Raw genomic sequence first — 21,164 nt, forward strand, 5'->3', positions numbered from 1 at the left:
CGGTGGGTTTCGGTGAACTGCCTGCCCTCCCCGGGTCACGCGGTTCGCCGTGAGTGCGGCGAACCGCGTTCCCGGCCAACCGATCTACGGGTCCTGTTTCAGTGGACCGTGATCCTCGGCGTTGTTCCAGTCGGTTGCTGACCGGCAGCGTGAGCGTCCATTCGGTGATAGATACCGCTCCACGACGATAAAAGCCGCCGTCGTCCGGGACGACCTGCGCAACTGGCAGGGCGCGCCGAGTGTCGGGAAACCCTTTGTCGCGTCGGTCCCTATTTCAGCGCGATGAGAGAGTTCGTCTTCGCCCTCGAGTACGATCCCGGCACGAACCCGGTCGCGGATGCGCTCGAGTCCCATCCGGACACGACGGTGCGGTCGCTGTCGTGTCACGTCACGCCCGAGAGCCTCTGGCGGGTCGATCACGCGACCGGGTCAGCGGCCGGGATCGACGCGCTCGAGGAGGCCTACCGCGAGCCGTCGTTCTGTGCTGACTGTCTTGTTCGAGACGATTGCGGGGCCGACTGCGAGACGCAGGTCCTCGACCGCTCCGACGACGAACTCGTCGTCTACACCTATTGGAACCGGACGGACGTCTGTACGTCGGTTCCTCACCTCGCCCTCGAGTATCTCGGCGAGGGACTGCTGTTCGAGACCTACCGCGAGGGGCGGCGCTACCGCTGGCGGATCGTCCTCGGGAGCGACGCGCCGATTCACGACTTCTTCGACGCGCTGGGGGACGAAGTCGGCGAGTGTGCCGGCATGGAGATGTTGCGGCTGACCGATCTCGATCCGGACCGCGAGCGACTCGAGTCGGATGACACGCTCCCGGCCGAGCAACGGGATGCACTGCGGGCTGCCGTCGAACGCGGCTACTACGAGACCCCACGGCGGATCGATCTCTCCGAACTCGCGGATGAACTGGACGTGCCGCGATCGACCCTCTCCTACCGACTCCGCCGGGCCGAAGCGAGTCTCGCGACGGCGTTCATGGCGGCAGACGACTCGCTCGAGACACTCGCGGCCGGTCACTGAGCGCGGCCGGAACTGCGGTCGAGTAGTCGTGCGACAGGACTCGGCTTGGCGCACGCCAAACAACTCGTATGGGTGCCGGGTGAGTATAGGCAGGTAATGAGCGAATCGACACCACCGACACCACCGGACGAGGACGCGGATACGGACTTGAGTCGGACCCTCGAACTCCGTGTCCCCGAGATGGATTGTCCCTCTTGTGCGGGCAAAGTGACCAACAGCGTCGAGCGCCTCAAGGGGATCGACGAACTCGACGCGCGCGTGACGAGTGGCCGACTCGTCGTCAAGTACGACCCGACGCGGACAAGCGACGCGGAAATCCGCGAGCGGGTCCGCGCCGCCGGCTACAAGATCGCGGGTTCGGACGCCGAACTGACGGTCTCGGTCCCGGACATGGACTGTGCCTCGTGTGCGAACAAAGTCGAGAACGCACTCGAAGGCGTCGACGGCGTCAGTGCGATCGAGACCCGACCCACATCAGGCCGCGTGACCGTCGTCCTCGAGGAGGAGACCGATCCCGAGACCGTCACCGCGGCGATCGGCTCCGCGGGCTACGACGCGACCCCGATAAGCGACGGGAGCGGCTCAATCGGTGACGACGACCCCATCTGGAAGAGCCGACGGGCCGCCATTACAGGTGCTGGAGCCATCGTCGTGGCCGCCGGTATGGCCCTCGAGTTCGTCTTCACCGGAGCGGACCTGACCCTCTTTTCGGTCCTCGGTCGGAGCTACGACCTCTCGGCGCTGCTGTTCATCATCACTGCGGCCGCCGCCGGCGCGCCTATTTTCCGGAACGGCTACTACTCCGCGCGCAATCGGAGCCTCGATATCGACTTCCTGATGAGCGTCGGCATCGTCGCCGCCGTCGCGGCTCACCACCCCTTCGAAGGGGCGACTCTCGCCGTCCTCTTCAGCATCGCCGAATTGCTCGAGCAGTTCTCGATGGATCGGGCGCGGGACTCCCTGCGGGAACTGATGGACCTCTCGCCGGACACCGCGACCGTCAAACGCGAGGATGGCACCACGGAGACGATTCCGGCCGAAGAGCTGGCGATCGGCGATGTCGTCGTGGTCCGCCCGGGTGAGAAGATTCCCGCGGATGGGACCGTCCGCGAGGGCGAGAGCGCGGTCGATCAGTCGCCGATCACCGGCGAGAGCGTCCCCGCGGATAAGGCTGAGGGCGACGAGGTCTTCGCTGGCACCATCGCCGAATCGGGCTATCTCGAGGTCGACGTCGAGCAGACGGCCGCGGACTCAACGATCGCCCGGATCGTCCGCATGGTCGAGGATGCCGAGCGCGAGCAAACCAAACGCGAGCAATTCGTTGACCGCTTCGCGAGCGTCTACACGCCGATCGTCGTCGCGCTCGCGGTCGCGGTCGCCGCCGGTCCGCCGCTGCTCGCGGGGGCGTCGTGGAACACGTGGTTCCTGCGTGGGCTGACCCTGCTGGTTATCGCCTGCCCATGCGCGTTCGTCATCTCGACGCCCGTCAGCGTCGTCTCAGGGATCACCAGCGCCGCGCGAAACGGCGTGCTCATCAAAGGCGGCCGTCACCTCGAGGCGGTCGCCGAGAGCGACACCCTTGCGGTCGACAAGACCGGGACGCTCACGACGGGCGATCTCTCGGTGACCGACGTGGTCCCGCTCGAGGGGGCCGACGAAGCGGACGTACTCCGACGAGCGAGCGCGGCCGAGCGCCGAAGCGAACATCCAATCGGTCGATCGATCGTAGAGTACGCCGAGGAACGGGGTCTGGACGCGGATGACCCCGATGTCTCGAGTTTCGATGCGCTTACTGGGAAGGGTGTCCGCGTCGACATCGACGGGGAGACCCACTACGTCGGCAAACCAGGACTCTTCGAGGGGCTGGCGGACCTCGAGCACGTCCATGCGACGACCGACGGCGGGGAACTCCTCGAGACCGAATCGACAGCGGCGGATGCCAACGATCGCCCCGACTGCGAGCGCGATAACTGTGTCGACGTGCTGCGCGATGTCGTCCCGCGCCTCGAGGCTGAGGGCAAGACGGTCGTGGTCGTCGGCACCGAGGACGGCCCGCTGGGCGTCATCGGCGTCGCTGATCGAGTCCGGCCCGAAGCGATGTGGGCCGTCTCACGGCTGCAAGCGCAGGGTGTCCGCGTCGTGATGCTCACCGGCGACAACGAGGGGACCGCCCGCGCGATCGCCGAGCAGGTTGGGATCGACGAGTTCCACGCCGAGTTGCTCCCCGACGAGAAACTCGACTGGATCCACCGACTCGAGGGAGAGCGTGACGGCAACGAGGATGACGACAGGGACGGCCACGTCGCCATGATCGGTGACGGCATCAACGACGCGCCCGCGCTTGCGACTGCGAGCGTCGGCATCGCCATGGGCGCAGCGGGAACTGATACGGCGCTCGAGACGGCCGATGTCGCGCTGATGGGTGACGATCTCACGCGGCTCCCGTACCTCTATCAGCTCTCGAACACGGCCAACGGCGTCATCCGGCAGAACATCTGGGCGAGTCTGGCCGTAAAAATGGTCCTCGCCGCCGGGGCACCGTTCGGTTTCGTGTCGGTGATCCACGCGGTCGTTATCGGTGACATGGGAATGAGCCTCGGCGTGACGAGTAACGCGATGCGGCTCGCAAACGTCGAACCCAAGATCCCCGAAGACCTTGCAGGACGCGGCGACGACGAGTAACCGGTTTCTCGAACGGTGGGCTCGGATCGGCACCATTTTTGGGACACAGGTTGCCCTACTATGGCCACAATAACGGCTTTAACGCCAGTTCTGCATCGTTCGGGGTGGGGCCTAAACCCGGTCGGCACTACTATTACAGTGATGACAGAAATAGCCAACGACAGTCATAGACGAGGGGCCGACGACTACCGAGCGGGGGCCACCGCCGGCGTCGAGAACTGCATCGAGACCGAGGGCGACCCCAAGTCGAACGGCGGACTCGAGTATGTGGTGGTAACGACACCTGTGCTCATCGTCGGGGCGGGCGCGGCGGGCGCTCGCGTCGCGATCGAACTCGCAGAATCGGGCGTCGACCCGCTCGTCATCGGCAAACGCGAGCACGGCGACGCGCACACGACGTGGGCGGCCGGCGGCGTCAACGCCGCGCTCGGCTCGCTCGATCCAGCGGACGACTGGGCGATTCACGCGGCGGACACGTTCAATGAGGGCCACCACCTGAACGATCCCGAGGCCGTCGAACTGACGGCTCAGGAGATGCCCGACCGCATCCGAGAACTCGTCGAGTGGGGGATGCCCTTCGATCGAACCGATGACGGCGAGATCAACCAGCGCTACTTCGGCGCGCAGTCCTATCGCCGTACCTGCTTCGTCGGCGATCGAACCGGCGAGGCCATGCTCGAGACGCTGATCGGTCGCGTTCGCGACCTCGAGGTTCCCTACCGCGAGAACGTGATGATCACACGCTTGCTGTCGGACGGGGAGCGCGTCGACGGTGCCGTCGGCTTCGACATGGAGACCGGCGAGGGGCTGCTCTTCCGGACGAATCACGTCGTCCTCGCGGCGGGCGGATTCTCGGCGCTCTATCACCGCCACTCCTCGCGGGACGACGAGAACAACGGCGACGGGCAGGCGCTGGCGCTCGAGGCGGGGGCCCGACTCATGGACCTCGAGTTCGTCCAGTTCCACCCGACCGGGATGGTGGGCGAACGCTACGGCGAGGAGTGGGACGGCCGACTGGTCACCGAAGCGGTCCGCGGCGAGGGCGGGCGGCTGTACAACGCGGAGGGAGAGCGGTTCATGGAGCGCTACTCGCCAGACCAGATGGAACTCGATGCCCGCGACGTCGCCGCGCGAGCTATCGCCCGGGAGGTCCGCGAGGTGCGGGGCACCGACGACGGCGGGGTCTCTCTCGACATTACCCACCGGGACGCCGAGTACGTCCGCGAGCGGCTGCCATCGATGGTCGAGCGCTTCGACTCCCTTGGCGTCGACATCACCGAAGAGCCGATGACGGTTGCCCCGACAGCCCACTATACGATGGGCGGCGTCGACATCGACTTTCGGACGGGCGAGACCGGCGTCGAGGGGCTCTACGCCGTCGGCGAAACGGTCGCGGGCGTCCACGGTGCGAACCGCCTCGGCGGGAACTCGCTGGCCGAGACCGTCGCGATCGGGAAACTCGTCGGCGACCACGTCGCGAGCGCCCTGACTGACGCCGACGAGGACCCAGACGTGACCAACGGTCAGCAGGCGCTGGCCGAACGTGAGTTCCAAGCCCTCCGTGAACTCACCGCCTCGGATGGGAACGTCACGCCGATGGGACTCCTTGAGGACCTCGGCGACCTGCTCTGGGACCACGCCGGCATCCTCCGCGACGACGCGGGGCTCCGCGAGGGACTCGCGAAACTGGACGCCCTTCGGGAGCGCATCGCCGATCTCCGCGTCGAGAGCGACTTCACCTCGAAATCGTTCGAGTACGCCGTCGACCTCTCGATGAGTCTCACTGTCGCTGAGGCGATGCTCCGGGCGGCGCTGGAGCGAACCGAGTCCCGAGGTGCCCACTACCGGACGGACTACCCCGAAACGGAGTCGGACTGGCGGGTGAACCTCGTCACCGCCGTCGGAACGGACGGACTCTCGATCAGTCGTCGCGGCGTCGGTGAGCCCGGCCCGGCCGTCCGGGAAGCGCTCGCGGAGGGGTACGAACTCGACTACCACCACCTCGAGTGAGCGATCCCGATCTGCCCGCTGTTCCAACCGAGACACATATGGGTTCTCGGCCCCCTATTCTCGTATCCATACCACCGTATGAACGAAGAGGCATACTCCGTCCTCCGTGAGGATCCCGTGATGGCTGCTCTCGTCGACCGGCACGACCCCTACGTCGAACCGGACTGGGACGAGTACGAGCGGCTCTGCATCTCGATCATCAACCAGCAGCTCTCGACCGCGAGCGCGGCGGCGGTTCGAGAGCGCATGTTCGACCTCCTCGAGAGGGACGTGACACCGGCGTCCGTCCTGGCCGCGGACGAGGCGGCACTCCGTGACGCGGGCCTCTCCCGAAGCAAGGTCGAGTACATTCAGAACGCCGCGCGCGCATTTCAGGAGAACGATTACACGCGAGCGGGGCTGGCGTCGCACTCCAACAGCGAGGCCATCGACTTGCTGACCGAGATCAAAGGGATCGGCGCGTGGACCGCGCGCATGTACCTCCTGTTCGTCCTCGAGCGACCGGACGTGCTCCCACTCGGTGATCTCGCCGTTCGCCGCGGGATCGAGCAACTGTACGGCGACGGCGAGGAGTTGACCCGCGCGGAGATGCGCGAGATCGCCGAGCCGTGGCGGCCGTATCGGAGCGTCGCGACGCGGTATATCTGGGCCGAATACGAGTCCGATTGAAGCATCGGGATCGTATTGCTCACCGCACGGAGTCACGAACCGATTCTCGCGAGCGGTAAGCACATACTACACGCTATCTGGGCAGCGAAACAGTCGCCGTCAGACACGACAACAATGGATTACGCCCCAGCCTATGCCGGCCGAACGAGGGGTCTCGAGAAACGAGACACTGACCCGACGGGATGGCCCTATTGACTCAAGTGCGGGTCGGTCGCAAGGCCTAACGAGATGGCAAACGATTCATCCTCAAACGAGACTGATATACCCGAGCAGCGACGGATGACCACTGATCCCAAACGCATCAGGGAGTGGGCCGAGGCCCGCGATGCCGTTCCGGTCAGGGTCCGAGATAGCGAGGACCACGGCCACTCCTTTGTCCGCCGCGACGAAATGGGCGAAAGTCACGAGGAGTACACCTGGGACGAGTTTGAGGAGCGGTTCGAAGACGACGACCTCGTTTTCATCTATCACGAGACGGAACCGACCGGCGAGGGGATAGGCTTCTTCGAGATCGTCGAACGCGAGCGGGCGTTCGAACGTGCCGACCTCGGCCGGGACGAACTCGAGGACTCGCTGCGACGCGGCGAGACGGTGACGACTGAGATCGTCGAGACGCAGGTCGTCGAACGGGAGATCGTCGAGCGAGACACGATCGAGAGCGAGGTGATCGATACGGACCTGGTCGAACGCGACGTCGTCGATTCCGAACTGATTGATCGGACGATCGTCGAGACGGAGTTCGTCTCCGACGATATGATCGAACTGACCGTCGACGAGACGCGCCTCGATACCATCGAGGAGATCGAACGCTACATCGTCGAGAGCCGCGTCGTCGACGTCGACATCGAGCAAGACGAGGAGATCGAGCGGGACGATATCCAGACGGACATCGAACTCGAGAGCGTCCAGCGATCGATTCTTGAGAGTGATGTCGTTCGCTCGAGCGTGACGCCCGACGATGTCGTCGAACAGGAAGTGATCCAGAGCCAACGGACCGAAGGCGACACCGTCCGGAGCGAACTCATCGAGCGCCGGACGATCGAAGAGGAGTTGACGGACCAGCGGCGGATGCGCTACGTGCTCGAGGAGAGCGAACTCATCGAGTCTGAGGTGATCACCAGCGACGTACTCGAGGGTGAGATCATCGACGTCGACGAGTACGAGGCGATGGAAACCGGCGGCATGGAAACCGGAACTGCCGGGGCCACGGCCGACGAGACGATGGCCGAGACCGAGTCCGACGCCGGCATGGGAACGACGGACGAGATGGCGGACGCGTCGGCGATCGAACTCTCGCCGGACGATCAGGGGAAAGACGTCGTCGACGAGTCGGGCCAGCAGATCGGCATGGTTGCCGAAGTCGAGGGCCAGACGGCGTACGTCGACCCCGAGCCCGGGCTGACGGATCGGCTCAAAGCGCGGCTGGACTGGGGCGGCCACGGTGACGACGACTATCCGGTCGAGTCGGCACAGATAACCGAGATCACAGACGACGAAGTCGTCATCCGCAGCGAGTAACGGAGAACCCGGTCGGCGAAGATCACCGATCGGGTACAGGTAGGGGTATCCCAGCGAAATCGGTCGCTATCGCGATTCGAACGGTCCGTCGTGCACCTTGAGAGCGATTACTCGAGGTCGAAACGATCGTTACTCATCACCTTGTGCCACGCGTCCACGAAGTCCTGCACGAACTTCGCTTCCTCGCTCGCGTAGACTTCCGCGATGGCCCGAAGCCGGGAGTTCGAACCGAAGATGAGGTCCACGCGGGAGCCCGTCCACTCGACATCGCCCGTTTCGCGGTCGCGCAACTCGTAGAGCTCCTCGGACTCCGAGGCCTGCTCCCACTCGTAGCCCATGTCGAGCAGGTTCACGAAGAAGTCGTTGGTCAGCGTCTCCGGCTCGTCGGTGAAGACGCCGAAATCGGAATCCTGGTAGTTCGCGTCCAGCGCGCGCAGGCCGCCGACCAGAACGGTCATCTCGGATGCCGTCAGGTCCAGCAGGTCGGCGTGGTCGACCAGTAGGTCCTCGGCCGGCTGGTTGTACTCGCCGCCGAAGTAGTTACGGAACCCGTCGACTTTCAGTTTGAGCGCCTCGACCGATTCCTCGTCGGTCTGTTCCTGCGAGGCGTCCGTCCGTCCGGGTTCGAACGGGACGTCCACGTCGTACCCGGCGTCCGCCGCGGCCTGCTCGACGGCCGCGTTGCCGCCCAGCACGATGAGGTCGGCGAGCGAGACCCGTACGTCGTCGGATCGCGAGCCGTTGAACTCCTCCTGAATCGCTTCGTAGGTCTCGAGCACGGTCTCGAGCTCCGCCGGCTCGTTGACCTCCCAGCTCCGCTGGGGCTCGAGGCGGATGCGAGCGCCGTTCGCGCCGCCGCGCTTGTCGCTGTCGCGGTAGGTCGAGGCCGCCGCCCAGGCGGTCTTGACCAGCTGGGAGACGGTCAGTTCCGACTCGAGGATTTCGTCCGTGAGTTCGGCGGCCTCCTCCTCGCCGATCAGGTCGTAGTCGGCGTCCGGGACCGGGTCCTGCCAGAGCATCGTCTCCTTGGGAACGTCCGGACCGAGGAACCGCTCCGGCGGGCCCATGTCGCGGTGGATCAGCTTGTACCACGCGCTCGCGAAGGCTTCCAGGAACTCCGGGGGATTGTCGCGGAAGCTCTCGATGATCTCCTGGAACTCCGGATCCCGCTTGAGGGCGACGTCCGTCGTCATCATCATGGGGGCGTGCTTCTCCGACGGATCGTGGGCGTCCGGCACGGTGTCGTACGCCTCCTCCTCTTTCGGCTGCCACTGCTTCGCGCCGGTGGGACTCTCCGTTAGCTCCCACTCGTAGTCGAGCAGGTTATCGAGGTAGGAGGTGTCCCACATCGTCGGCCAGGCGTTCCAGGCGCCCTCGATACCGCTGGTGGTCGTCGAGGAGCCCTTACCGGAGTCCATCCAGCCGAGACCCTGCGCCTCGATGGGGGCTGCCTCGGGCTCGGGACCCATGTCGTCGTCGGTGGCGCCGTGGGACTTGCCGAACGTGTGTCCGCCGGCGATGAGGGCGGCCGTCTCCTCGTCGTTCATCGCCATGCGACCGAAGGCCTGCCGGATTCGTTTCGCCGACTTGAGCGGCTCGGGCTCGCCGTTGGGACCCTCGGGGTCGACGTAAATGAGCCCCATCACGGTGGCGCCGAGGGGCTCGTCGAGTTCGTCGTCCTCGTCGATACGCTGGTCTTGGGGGGCTTCCCACTCGCTCTCGGGACCCCAGTAGACGGCCTCGTCGGGCTCGAACTCGTCCTCGCGCCCGCCGGCCCAGCCGAGCGTCTGCATGCCCATCGACTCGAGGGCGGTGTTTCCGGCGAGGACGATCAGGTCGGACCACGAGAGCTTGCGGCCGTACTTCTGCTTGATCGGCTCGAGCAGCCGGCGCGCCTTGTCGAGGTTCCCGTTGTCGGGCCAGCTGTTGAGCGGCGCGAAACGCTGGGTCCCGCCAGATGCGCCGCCGCGGCCGTCGACGGTGCGGTACGTGCCGGCGCTGTGCCAGGCCATCCGGATGAACAGCGGCCCGTAGTGGCCGTAGTCGGCAGGCCACCAGTCCTGGGACGACGTCATCAGGTCTTTGAGGTCTGCCTTCACCTCTTCGAGGTCGAGTTCCTGGAACTCCTCGGCGTAATCGAAGTCCTCGTCGTACGGACTGACGTCGCTAGCGTTCTGGTCGAGAACGTCTAGGTCCAACTGATTCGGCCACCAGTCGTGGTTCCGCTTCCGTTTGTTATCGCTCATGGATAGTTCGTACGGATGGGAAAACGGATTGGGTAATAATATATGTACCGATCACAACCTCAGCTTCAGGTTTCGGATACTATATTTTCGATAGCGGAAAACAGAGTGGCGGAACATGAGAGACTCGGCGACGGCAGGGATTCGATATCACACGGTAGCAGTCGTCTGAGTGCGTCAAGTGGCACACCCTCAATCGTCCAAATCAGTCCGATCGAGACGGCTATCGACCTCGGTCACCGGTGTAATCGTTCGATGTCGGGCGGAGACGGCTATCGACCGCCCGTGCCGGTCGACTCCGTGCCGATCAGCGTCTCGTCAGATCGACGATCAGATAGTCGTCAATGTCGCTCATACAGGAGGCCGGAACGATTATCTTTCCGTCATCGTTCGTATCGAACCTTCGAACGTTATCGATCGTCGGGGTCACAAGCAATCGTTGGAGTTCTCCGGTTTCGACGTTCATCGTGATGTTGTGAACCGTGCCGATCTCCGTCCCGTCGGAGCCCATCACTGGCGTGTCGGAGAGGGTGGAAGCGAGGATCGTTGTCATGCGAGTCGCTATTCGCGAAACAAATCAATAAAATAACCGGAAGCGGAGATGCCGGACGATGGATCACAACCTCGAGATCCGTCCCTAGGCTGTCCCATGCCGTTTGACTACTCTTCTTCCTCCGGCGTATCGGGCACATCGCTGTCGATTTGACGGCTGACGTCGACTTGATAGTTCTCGAGGATGTCCCGGCCGAGCAAGACGGGGTAATCCATGTGGCTGCGGTCCTCGACGCTGGCCGTTACGGTGTGTTGGTTGCCACCGACGCCGACGACGACGTCGACGACGGGCCGGCTCTTGGACTGTTTGCTACTCCCGGATCGGATTCGGGTAATGGACTTGATTGGGCCGGCACCAATGTCGGCGGCGAGGCCGGTATCGATGCTCGTCCGCGTCGCGCCCGTATCGGACTTTGCGAGCACCGACTTCGATCCGCTCGTTCCGGAAAGGACGATCTCCTCGGTGTACCCGATCACCGATGGTTCCGTGTCTTGAGCTACCGCCTCCGCGGGCTGCGCCGTCGGTCGGGAGTCGTCGAGAACGTTTGAAATCTCCTGTACTCGCTCGTCGTCGACTTCGCCGCCCGCACGTTCGATTGCCAGTTTCGCGATGTATGGTGCTGGGCTCACTTGCGTTGCCTCGTAGAGTCCTTTGAATCCCGCTGTCGGGTTGACCTCGAGGACGAACCAGCCTTCGTCGCCCTCGACGAGGTCGACGCCGGCGTAGTCGAGGCCGACGATCTTGGCCGAACGACGGGCCATCTCGCGGGCCTCTTCGGGGAGGTCGTTGGTCGCGTCCTCGACGGAGCCCCCGAGGGCGACGTTGGTCCGCCAGTCGTTGTCCGGCGCGTAGCGGTACATCGCGGCGACGACCTCGCCGTCGACGACGTAGACGCGCAGATCACGGTGGCGGACGTCCGCTTGATCGACGAGTTCCTGCAGGAAGGCGTAGCGGTTGCCGACTTTCGCATTGACCGGGTCGTCCGGCCCGACCTTCCACGTCCCGCCGCCGTGCGTACCGATCGCCGTCTTGTACACCGCCTCGTCGCCGTACCGTTCCCGCGCAGCGTTAAGCGTATCACCGCTGAGCGCAAGCGTCACGTCCGGTGTCCGAACGTCGTTCGACGCGAGCGCCGTCGCCGTCGAGAGCTTGTGAATCGCCGTCATCATCGCACTCGGTTCGTTGAGTGTCGGGATCAGCTGCGAAAACGCGTTTACCAGCCCGAGTTCCTCGGCGGGCTGTTCGGTGTTCGATAGCAGCATTCGGTTCGCGATCACGTCGACCTCGGGCTCGACAAGAGGGCTGCCGTCCGCGACGCTGATCGACGCGTTCTCGGTCCGAAGCCACTCGCTGTCGTGTCCGAGGTCCTCGACGGCGTTGAGAATTGCCTTAGTTTCCTTGCTCGTATGCAGGCTCAGTACCCCGACGGTTACGGGATCGGCAACAGCCATACGAACTAGACACCGAGCCGCCGGATAAGTATTGGCAGTGGCTTCATTCGCCGACGGGTCAGGGATGACATCGTCCGAAACGGTGGCAAGATCAGCCAATGACCGACCGAACTTGTCCCGGATCGACCAGCCCGCTCAGCACCGCCAGCGCGCCCCACGTGATCGCTCCTACCGCGATCGCGCCGAACAGCATGAGCAGGCTCGACACCATCGGCGTCACTAGCAACACGGAGACCGCCATCACGCCCGTAATTCCACAAATAAGTCCCGTCGTCCGGGCGAGCCGCCCGACGTGTAGGCCGAGTTCGGTGTGGACGATATAGAGGTTCACGGCGACGTACACCGAGTGGGTCGCGACCGTCGCGATCGCAGCGCCGACGACCCCGATCGTCGGAATCAGCAGGACGTTCAGTCCGAAGTTGGCGACGGCAGTCCCGCCCTTTGCGACGGCGCGCGCTCGAGCGCGCCCGAGGTAGTCAAGACTATCGCTGGTCAGGTTCGTAATCGCCTGCAACACGACGAATCCGGCGAGGACCTGCAGAATGGGGACTGCGTCCGCGTAGTCGTTCCCGATCACCATCGTCAGGAACGGCTCCGCGACGATCGCGAGGCCGACCGCTGCCGGGATGTAAAGCAACAGGATGTTCGTCAGTGAGGTCTGATAGATCCGTCTGGCCTCCTCGAGTTCGCCGGCTGCCTTCTGTTCGCCGAAGTTCGGTGAGATGGTAAAGCCGAGCGACTCGGCGGGGGCGAGCACGAAATCGGTGATCTGTTTTGCGAGGGTATAGAACGCGACCGCGGCGGGGTTGAGGAAGAAGCCGACCAGCACGATGTCGATCTGTTTGTCGATGACGTTCGCGCTCCGGGTCGCCGTCAACGGGATGCTGTACTCGAGTAACCGACGTGAGAGCCCGTCTTCGTACTCCTCGGCGGTCTCGTGTCGACTGTAGAAGCCGTAGTAGAGAATACCCATGCCGACGGCAGCAGCGATCGCGTAGCCGACGATGTAGCCGAAGAACGCGCCGAGCGCGCCGAGCCCCGCGAGCACGAACGCGACGGCGAAGATGAACCGGCCGGCCCCGCTGATCGCCTGGACGATCGCGCTGTAGCCGAGGTGATTAAACCCCTGAAGCGCCACCTGTGCGAAAGTGCTCCCGGAGAAGACGACGAGATAGAGCACGCCCGCAGCGAGAAACGGAGCCGCTCCGGGATCGCCGAGTGCAGTCGCGATCCGCTCGTGAAAGAGCAACAAGACGTAGCCGACGACCGTGAGCAGGATGATCTTGGCCGTGATCACCGACCTGAGGAGATACGGAATCTGGCCCGGATCCGTCTCGCGGTACTCCGAAATATACCGTGCGACGGACTTGCTGAGCCCGAGATCCGCGAACAGCTGGACGATAGCTAAGATACCGATCGCCCAGTACAGCGCGCCGTACCCGTCCGGATCGAGCAGGTACCGCGCCAGCACGAACATTAACAACGCGCTCGAGATCATGTAGATCCCGCGCGCGACGAGCGTTGCCTTGAAGCCGTCGACGATGTGGTCCTCCCTGTTCATAGTAAATGTGGGTGATGAGACACTCGTGACTGACCGACGCGGAAGTCGAGAGCGACCAACGTACTCGGTGGCTCAAGGGATCAGTCAATTGTAATGGGGGGACAACAGCCCGAAAGCGGCCACAACAGAATCGACGAGGGCGATATTCCCGGTACGCGGCTCCGATGTCGGCGGAATTCCGAGACGATCCGGATACATTCTCCCTGTAACGCCACTCAAATAGCCGAAACACGCCCGTACAGGTAACTGAGGCTGGAACTCAGTCGTGACGGACAAATACGTGATTTGAACGGAACGGCGGAGACGGGGCGGTGGCGGCGAGCGATCGACCTGCGACTGGAACTGATCGATCCATCAATCTGGGAAACGAACCTGACCAGTTAGGGACGGTAAACGGGAGTCCGCAACCGGCGGACCATTCCCTGTGTACTGCATCCGTGATCAGCGATGGAGACATCCACCTACAGGTACGAGGCGTCCCATCGCGTCGCTTTCCGCCGATTGCCACACACGTTGCACTCGATCCGTCCCATCGCGTCCATCGCGTTGTCGACTGAATCACACGTGCCACAGAACCAGGCGTACTGATCGTGTCGGTCAGGGCTCTTGTAGGCCGTGTAAAACGGTGACCGGGTCCCACGGGCGGCTTCACCGTAGCTCACGTAGATCGTCTCACCGTCGACCGTGACTTCGTCGATCGCGCCCCACTCGCCGTCATCCTCGAGATCGGACTCAACGTAGACGTTCTCGGTGAACGTCTCGTCGCCGATCTCGACCTCGCGCTGACCGGCCTGCTCGAAGCCGTGGCTCCGGTAGAACTCGTTGCCGCCCTCGTTGTCCTCGAGGACGAAACAGCGGATCTGTTCCGCACCTGTCTCCAGTAACTCCTCGCGGGTGCGGACGAGCAGTCGCACGCCCGTGGCGTCGCCGCGGTGGTCGGGATGGACGTGTAGCCAGAGGAGCCGTCCGGTCTTCGACTGCTGGCCGACCAGTTCGCTCTGGGAGAAGCCGACGACCTCGCCCTCGCGTTCGACGACCAGAAAGAGCGCGCGGTCGTCCGCGAGTTCGTCGGGAAACGAGTCACCGTACCATTGCTCGATCGCGTCGTCGATGGTCTCCTCGTTGATGAATGCCGTGTACGTGGAATTGAGCGAATCGCGGGCAATCGAGCGAATCGCGTCGGTGTCCGAACGGGTAGCATCACGGATCTCCATGCGCATTAATACCATGCCCAGATACAAAACGTATGCCCACAGTCCCACATTCTGATCGCCGGTGTTCGAGGGAAAGCGCGTTTTTCCGGGAAACGTCGCACGAACGGCTCGAGCGGGCGTAACAGGTGACCGCCGCAGACGTTGAAGGGAGAAGATTCACGGTGGTTCCCCCGGAGAACGTGGTATGAGCGATGACGTGGCGAGCGAGCCGCCCGGCCGGCACGACTCCGACGCGATGGCCGAGGCGTTTACGTACAACGGGGGAAGGTCGATCCCGGGGAGTCAGCGAACATCCGCTACGGCATCAGCGAAACGTATCTCGGGGATCCCGTCAGGATTCCCGTCACGGTGATCAACGGCGAATGGCCGGGGCCAACGGTCTTCCTCTCGGCGGCGGCCCATGGCGACGAACTCAACGGGATCGAAGTCGTCCGCGAAGTCGCCCACGACTGGGATCACTCCGTCCTCCACGGGACGCTTGTCTGTCTCCCCGTCATGAACGTCCCGGGCTTTCTCGCACAGGAGCGGTATCTGCCGATCTATGACCGGGATCTGAACCGGTCGTTCCCCGGCCGTGAGGGTTCGACGAGCGCCCGGCGGATGGCCTATCGAATCTTCACGAACTTCATCGAACCCTGTGACCTTGGGATCGACTTCCACACATCGACGCGCGGGCGAACGAACATGCTGCACGTTCGTGCAAACATGGAGCAGTCAGGCGTCGCCAGACTCGCCAAGGCGTTCAGTTCTAACGTTATCATCGCTGGTGAGGGTCCCTCGGGGACGCTCCGCCGGGAGGCAACCGAAGACGGGATCCCCACGATCACCGTCGAGATGGGCGAGGCCCACCGGTTCCAGCGCCGACTGATCGATCGCGGGCTCACCGGAGTCGCGAGCGTACTCGCCGAATTCGGACTCCACCGCGAATCGTCGGTTCACTGGCCGGGCTGGCGGACCGTCATCGACGACGACAACGAGAAGACCTGGCTCCGCGCGGACGCGGGCGGCATCGTCGACATGAAACGCGGCCGCGGCGCGCTCGTCGAAGACGGCGAGGTCATCTGTACCATCACGAACCCGTTCAAGGAAAAGGACGACATCGTCACCGTCGAGGCTCCGTTTACCGGCCTCATCGTCGGCGTCCTCGAGAACCCCGTGGTCTACCCGGGGAACCCGCTCTGTCACCTCGTCGGTCTCTCACCGGACACGCTTACCGCCCTCGAGCGCGAGCGGACGACGAAGAGTTCGCGGTCCGAACTCCGGCAGACCAACTGACCGAACCCGGTAGTCGAACGTACGACAGCCGATACCCGAACGACTTCGGGAATCTGTTGGAAAATCTTTTTACTTCTGTATGTGTTGATATGTATGGAAGTCGGTACAGGAGAGATAAAAGTAACTTCTTTACCTGACTCAGTATTATAACAGCGGACTCTCATTGTTGTGGTATGGGTGACATTGATGATTTTCAGAGTTTCGATCGCCGATTCCAGCAGCAACTCGATCGCATCGACGAGTTTCACCCCAAGGACCAGCCCTACGTCAAGCGATTCGTCCGAAAGTGCGACGGTCGTGTGAAGACCAGCAGCATGGCCGAATACCTGGGGAACCTCAGGCTCAACGCAAAGCGTCTCGACCAACCGCTCATCGACCTTGACGAGGATAGGTTCGATGAGTTCATCTTCGAAAGGTCCGCCGCCACGAGACTGGGTCGTACCCTCGCCCTTCGAAGATTTCTGCCTGGTACTCCTCTAGGCCGCTCGCATCTCGTTCCCGGATGCCGGCCCGATTGTCCGAACGATTTCGTACAGTCGCTGGTGGGGGAGCGGCAGCGACCGTAAGTTTGCCTTCCGGATCTTCCGCTTCGCACGCTCGAATGCATCCGCGACGTCCTCGTTGAGCAATTGATCGTGGTTGCGCTCGAGAGCCAACTCCGCAGCGGACAACACCGACTTGATCGCCCACCGAGCGACGCCGCCGGTCTCGTCGGCGATCCACTCGAGGTGCCCCGGCTGAGTCGGGTCGTCAGTCAGTCCGTGTTCGACGCGGGGCTCGAGAATATCCACGAGCTCCTCAATCGAGTACTTCCGAAACTCGATCTGACTGTCGCCGTGGAAGTGGGGCCGGAGGTCGCGATCGACGCGGTTGAGCCACTCGACCTGCCGGTAGGCGATCGCGATCACCGAGACGCCGTCGACGGCGAACAGATCCTCAAGGACACCCAGGTCGGGGATGACGTCAGCCTCGTCAAGCACGAGGACGTAGGGCTCGCCGTCGACGGCCGCCTTGAGAGCGTCGACCAACTTGTCGGGGGTTATTGCGATGGACCACACCACTATCGGAGTGTTTGGTCACAGCCTCGTAGAGGATTCCGTTATGCGTCTCCCCAGAGCATTCAAGGACTGCCGACTCGAGGGCGTAGCGCTGTCGGAGATCGCGCAGCATCCACTGGGCCGACGCGGTCTTCCTAACGCCGCTGGGACCATGGATTAACACGTTCTCCGCAGGAAAGCCATACTGAGTCTCCCAAGCAGCCGTGAGAGTACATGAAGTTCCTCATTACGGTGGAGAATCCGAGTTTCGTAAGCATCGTCGAAGACCCACCGAGATTCGATTATACCAGACAGTTTCAATAGGTGTCATAAAAGCCGTAATGGGCGGCGTTTTGAAACAGCCTCTTCTCCCATTGAGTGGTAAAAAGCCGACCGGAACTATGGCTCCCCAACCGTCTCGTGCCTTCGATATAGGTAGAAGGCTGCCGACAAGATGTTTACCAGCCAAATGGCCCCTGCTATACACCACACAACTGTATTGGGGTTCCATTGACTGTTCGCCCGGACGTATTTAGCGTCGTAATAGGTTGCCACTGGGATCAACGCCCAAGCGATTAGAACACAGAGTCCGAGGAATGCCTCAACTGCTCCTCCGACACTAGAGCTTGCAACTACCAGAAGGAGGACCCACATAACAGCACCAGCTGCGATCCCATAGTACCATGTCTCAGAGACAGTCGTCTCATACTGTGATGGATCGTGTTTCCCTACCGCCGGAGATGATGCTGAAGTTGAGGTTGAGCTTTCTGCTTTCTTATTTCGAACACCACACTCAGGGCAAATCTCTGCTTTCTCCTTTATTGGTTCGCCGCATGAGCGACAGAATACCTCGTCAGCTGCCTTTGCCCGCGACATCAGTATCCCTCAACCCCTGCTCGTCGGAGTTCGCTACGTGAATCTTTGATTATTTTCCTCGTATGGAACGGGACAATGACGATGCCAAGTAAGAAGTAATTTAGTGTAAGGAAATTGATGATGGCGAGGCCAGTCTTCCCGACCATGTAATATCCGACAGGGGTAAGCAAGAAGCTCACCAACATGATCGTGGTTATGTCTTTATTCGCTATCTTTTCAAATTCGAACTGCTTCGCATCAGGAATCGTATAATCACCGCCATCCTCCGCTTCTTCTTGCTGAACACCGCATTCAGGACAAACTTTAGCTTCAGCTTTAATCACTTCACCACAACTCGAGCAGAATACCTCATCGGCACCTGGTGAGGGGGACTCTTCTTCATCCTCTCCTGCAAACTCACCGCTATCACTTGCCATATTACATTTCCATCAACTAATGACTCCCTCTTAATTCTTATCACTAAAAGACTATTTTCAAATCTGATAAATCGGGCGATTGTATCAGCTATAACGTTTCACTCGCCGATCGCGACGCCGTTATCGAGCATGTAGTCCATATCCGAGTGCAGCCGATCAGCGTCCCACCGGTCGTCGTCTTCGGTCATATACTCGACAACGCGATCGCGCGGAACACCATTCGCATGAGTGCGTCGTAGTCGCAGTCCTCGTCGACCTCGGATAGTCGAAGCTCCATCGCAGTGAGCTCCTCGAGGATCTCGTCGCGGTCCTCCTAGAGCTCCTTGATCTCGTCCTCAAGGCCGTTCACCTTCGAGAGCGCACGCTGGGCGACCTGGAGGGCATCCTCCGGGCTGACGTCGGGTTCGTCAGACACGGCGAACCACCACGTGGCCAACCACGCAGCCATTACAGATCGTCAGCTCACCGTGCTTCGGGTGGTCGATCACGACGTCGGCGTCATCCGTGCATCCGAGCGCCCCGCAGAACGGGCCGAACCCGCCGTCGGTCTGGGCGCTCACGCTTGACCACCTCTCGAGAAGTGTCGATCACGGCGACGGGGACTGATTGACCCGCCGTTGCTGACGGTGGAGCAGTCAAAGCAAAGTGTTGCGTGGGGATGTTCGGGCGACTCCGGGGTCTCGTACTCGATACGCTCGACCTTGTTTGTGTCGAACGTCCGGCCACAGAGCGTGGTGTACTGCAGCCCCGACTCGAGGTGGCAACCGTAGCCATCCTCGACGATCAGCACGAAGGTCGTCACGCCGCGACACCTCCGATCTGACCACCAGATTGATGCACTGACCGGCAGATATCTAATCGTCTACTTCTTTGGGCGTGCTTTGCCGGTTTCTCTGGAACACTGGGAACACAAGAAGTAACTTCTATACCCCCACGGTCAAACGGTCCACATGAGCGCATGAGTCAGTCTTACAATCGCGGTCTCATCGAGGACTTCGGTCGCTGGAAGGAGTTCTCGGCCGGCATGTGGGCGTGGATCTTCCACAAGTTCACCGGATGGGTCCTGATCGGCTACCTGTTCACCCATATTGCCGTGCTGAGTACGTCTATCGGTGGCGCACAGGGCGAAACGACGATGGTCGACGGAGAAGCGGTCAACGTCTACACTGCGACGCTGCAGGGACTCGAGGGCCTGTTCCTCATCCGACTGCTTGAGGTCGGCCTGCTCGCGGTGGCCGTCTTCCACATCCTGAACGGCCTCCGCCTGCTGATGGTCGACCTCGGCGTTGGACTCGAGGCACAGGACAAGAGTTTCTACGCCTCACTGGTGTTGACGGGTGCGATCACCGTCGCGAGCGTTCCGACCTTCCTGACGGAGGTGTCCATCTAATGGCGGAACGATACTCCTCATTTACCCCCGGCGGCACCGGCTGGTTCCTCCAGCGGATCACGGCGGCGTTTCTTGTCGTCGTTCTCGCCTTCCACTTCTTCCTCTTGCACTTCGTCAATCACGCGTACGAAGTAACCTTCATGAGCACTCAGGCCCGAATGGAGAACGTTGGTTACTTCCTCACGATGGTTCTGTTCCTGATCACTGCCACGTTCCACGGCGTCAACGGCGTCTACAACGCGCTGATCAATCAGGGTCTCGAGGGAACCCAGAAGAAGGTCGTGCTAGCGGTGCTGGTCCTCGCCAGCGTCGCACTCATCGCACAGGGAACCTACGTCGCACTCGTAATGAGAGGACTGATCTAATATGAGTACACAACAAGCCGAACCCGAGAGTCAAGAAGCACCGGAAGATCCGGAGATGAAAGGTGCGGAGTCGCCAGCGGCCGAAGAGCAGAAAGGCGGCGGCATGGTCGACAAACACGCCGAAAAACGAGCGGAACTCGAGGGGGAGACGGTCCATATCAAGGTGTTCCGCTACGACCCCGAAATCGAGGGCAAACAGGAGCCCCGTTTCGATGACTTCCACGTCCCCTTCGAAAAGGGGATGACCGTCCTTGACGCGGTTATGTACGCCCGCGACGAGTACGACTCGTCGCTGACCTTCCGACACTCCTGTCGGCAGGCCGTCTGCGGTTCCGACGCGTTCTTTGTCAACGGCAAGCAGCGACTGGGTTGCAAGACCCAGATCTCGGAACTCGAGCAGCCGGTTCGCATCGAGCCGCTGCCCCATCAGGAGGTCGTCAAGGATCTGGTCGTCGACATGGATCACTTCTACGACCAGATGCACACGGTCGAGCCGTACTTCCAAGACGAGGATACGCCCGACACGGACGCGCTCGAAGAACAACGCCAGAGCCCGGAAAACCGCGAGAAGATCAAGATGTCCTCGCGATGTATCTGGTGTGGCGCGTGTATGTCCTCGTGTAACATCGCGGCCGGCGACAACGAGTATCTGGGCCCCGCGGCGATCAACAAGGCCTACAAGTTCGCGATGGACGACCGCGAGGGCGAGGAGATCAAGGAGCACCGACTCCGCATTCTCGAGCAGGAACATGGCGTCTGGCGGTGCCAGACCCAGTTCTCCTGTACTGAGGTGTGTCCGAAGGACATTCCGCTCACCGAGCACATTCAGGAGCTCAAGCGGGAAGCAGTCAAGAAGAACCTGAAGTTCTGGTAAT

General features: G+C 62.2%; 17 protein-coding genes and 1 pseudogene. 9 read left to right on the top strand and 9 right to left on the bottom strand.

The features are described from left to right. The first annotated feature begins 282 nt into the window (after positions 1–282). The 5 genes from K6I40_RS12530 (at position 283) to K6I40_RS12550 (ending at position 7,908) form a co-directional block, all read left to right on the top strand. Entirely contained in the window at positions 283–1,029 is a 747-nt protein-coding gene (locus K6I40_RS12530; protein WP_222919379.1) for a helix-turn-helix domain-containing protein, read from the top strand. 96 nt (positions 1,030–1,125) lie between these two features. After that, positions 1,126–3,711 (top strand): heavy metal translocating P-type ATPase, encoded by a 2,586-nt coding sequence (locus K6I40_RS12535; RefSeq protein ID WP_222919381.1) that lies wholly within the window; start codon positions 1,126–1,128, stop codon positions 3,709–3,711. Positions 3,712–3,852: 141 nt separating this feature from the next. Beyond that, complete coding sequence (locus tag K6I40_RS12540; RefSeq protein WP_222919383.1) at positions 3,853–5,721, top strand: FAD-dependent oxidoreductase; 1,869 nt, start codon at positions 3,853–3,855, stop codon at positions 5,719–5,721. Between the two features lie 78 nt (positions 5,722–5,799). Continuing rightward, positions 5,800–6,390 (top strand): DNA-3-methyladenine glycosylase 2 family protein, encoded by a 591-nt coding sequence (locus tag K6I40_RS12545; protein WP_222919385.1) that lies wholly within the window; start codon positions 5,800–5,802, stop codon positions 6,388–6,390. 228 nt (positions 6,391–6,618) lie between these two features. Next, positions 6,619–7,908 (top strand): hypothetical protein, encoded by a 1,290-nt coding sequence (locus K6I40_RS12550; protein ID WP_222919387.1) that lies wholly within the window; start codon positions 6,619–6,621, stop codon positions 7,906–7,908. A gap of 107 nt (positions 7,909–8,015) precedes the next feature. Here K6I40_RS12550 and katG read toward each other — a convergent pair whose 3' ends face one another. The 5 genes from katG to K6I40_RS12575 all read right to left on the bottom strand — a co-directional run bounded on the left by katG (position 8,016) and on the right by K6I40_RS12575 (position 14,930). Then, positions 8,016–10,154 (bottom strand): catalase/peroxidase HPI, encoded by a 2,139-nt coding sequence (katG, locus tag K6I40_RS12555; protein WP_222919389.1) that lies wholly within the window; start codon positions 10,152–10,154, stop codon positions 8,016–8,018. A gap of 304 nt (positions 10,155–10,458) precedes the next feature. After that, complete coding sequence (locus K6I40_RS12560; protein WP_222919391.1) at positions 10,459–10,704, bottom strand: PRC-barrel domain-containing protein; 246 nt, start codon at positions 10,702–10,704, stop codon at positions 10,459–10,461. Between the two features lie 107 nt (positions 10,705–10,811). Next, positions 10,812–12,155 carry a RimK family alpha-L-glutamate ligase gene (locus tag K6I40_RS12565; protein WP_222919393.1) on the bottom strand — a complete coding sequence of 448 codons (1,344 nt, stop codon included), beginning with the start codon at positions 12,153–12,155 and terminating at the stop codon, positions 10,812–10,814. A gap of 91 nt (positions 12,156–12,246) precedes the next feature. Further along, positions 12,247–13,716 (bottom strand): flippase, encoded by a 1,470-nt coding sequence (locus K6I40_RS12570; RefSeq protein ID WP_222919395.1) that lies wholly within the window; start codon positions 13,714–13,716, stop codon positions 12,247–12,249. A 461-nt stretch (positions 13,717–14,177) separates the two neighbouring features. Beyond that, complete coding sequence (locus K6I40_RS12575; protein WP_222919397.1) at positions 14,178–14,930, bottom strand: GNAT family N-acetyltransferase; 753 nt, start codon at positions 14,928–14,930, stop codon at positions 14,178–14,180. A gap of 184 nt (positions 14,931–15,114) precedes the next feature. Here K6I40_RS12575 and K6I40_RS12580 point away from each other — a divergent pair. After that, positions 15,115–16,205: pseudogene (locus K6I40_RS12580) on the top strand (succinylglutamate desuccinylase/aspartoacylase family protein). A gap of 476 nt (positions 16,206–16,681) precedes the next feature. Here the strand turns inward: K6I40_RS12580 and K6I40_RS12585 are convergent. The 4 genes from K6I40_RS12585 to K6I40_RS12600 all read right to left on the bottom strand — a co-directional run bounded on the left by K6I40_RS12585 (position 16,682) and on the right by K6I40_RS12600 (position 19,336). Next, complete coding sequence (locus K6I40_RS12585; protein WP_222919399.1) at positions 16,682–17,266, bottom strand: hypothetical protein; 585 nt, start codon at positions 17,264–17,266, stop codon at positions 16,682–16,684. Between the two features lie 851 nt (positions 17,267–18,117). Beyond that, positions 18,118–18,534 (bottom strand): zinc ribbon domain-containing protein, encoded by a 417-nt coding sequence (locus K6I40_RS12590; protein WP_222919401.1) that lies wholly within the window; start codon positions 18,532–18,534, stop codon positions 18,118–18,120. 407 nt (positions 18,535–18,941) lie between these two features. After that, positions 18,942–19,094 (bottom strand): hypothetical protein, encoded by a 153-nt coding sequence (locus K6I40_RS12595; RefSeq protein WP_222919403.1) that lies wholly within the window; start codon positions 19,092–19,094, stop codon positions 18,942–18,944. Further along, positions 19,091–19,336, bottom strand: a complete 246-nt coding sequence (locus K6I40_RS12600) for a hypothetical protein (protein WP_222919405.1) — start codon at positions 19,334–19,336, stop codon at positions 19,091–19,093. Before K6I40_RS12600 ends, K6I40_RS12595 begins: the two co-directional genes overlap by 4 nt. 156 nt (positions 19,337–19,492) lie before the next feature. Between K6I40_RS12600 and sdhC the strand changes: the two genes are divergently transcribed. Genes sdhC through K6I40_RS12615 form a run of 3 tightly spaced genes read left to right on the top strand, consistent with a single transcriptional unit; the run spans position 19,493 to position 21,163 of the window. Continuing rightward, positions 19,493–19,924 (top strand): succinate dehydrogenase, cytochrome b556 subunit, encoded by a 432-nt coding sequence (gene sdhC / locus K6I40_RS12605; protein ID WP_222919407.1) that lies wholly within the window; start codon positions 19,493–19,495, stop codon positions 19,922–19,924. Next, positions 19,924–20,289: a succinate dehydrogenase hydrophobic membrane anchor subunit gene (locus K6I40_RS12610; RefSeq protein ID WP_222919408.1), complete on the top strand. Its 366-nt coding sequence runs from the start codon at positions 19,924–19,926 to the stop codon at positions 20,287–20,289. Before sdhC ends, K6I40_RS12610 begins: the two co-directional genes overlap by 1 nt. A gap of 1 nt (position 20,290) precedes the next feature. Continuing rightward, positions 20,291–21,163: a succinate dehydrogenase/fumarate reductase iron-sulfur subunit gene (locus tag K6I40_RS12615; protein WP_222919409.1), complete on the top strand. Its 873-nt coding sequence runs from the start codon at positions 20,291–20,293 to the stop codon at positions 21,161–21,163. Position 21,164 lies beyond the last annotated feature (1 nt).

Origin of the sequence: Natrinema sp. SYSU A 869 (assembly GCF_019879105.1) — an archaeon.
Lineage (GTDB): Archaea > Halobacteriota > Halobacteria > Halobacteriales > Natrialbaceae > Natrinema.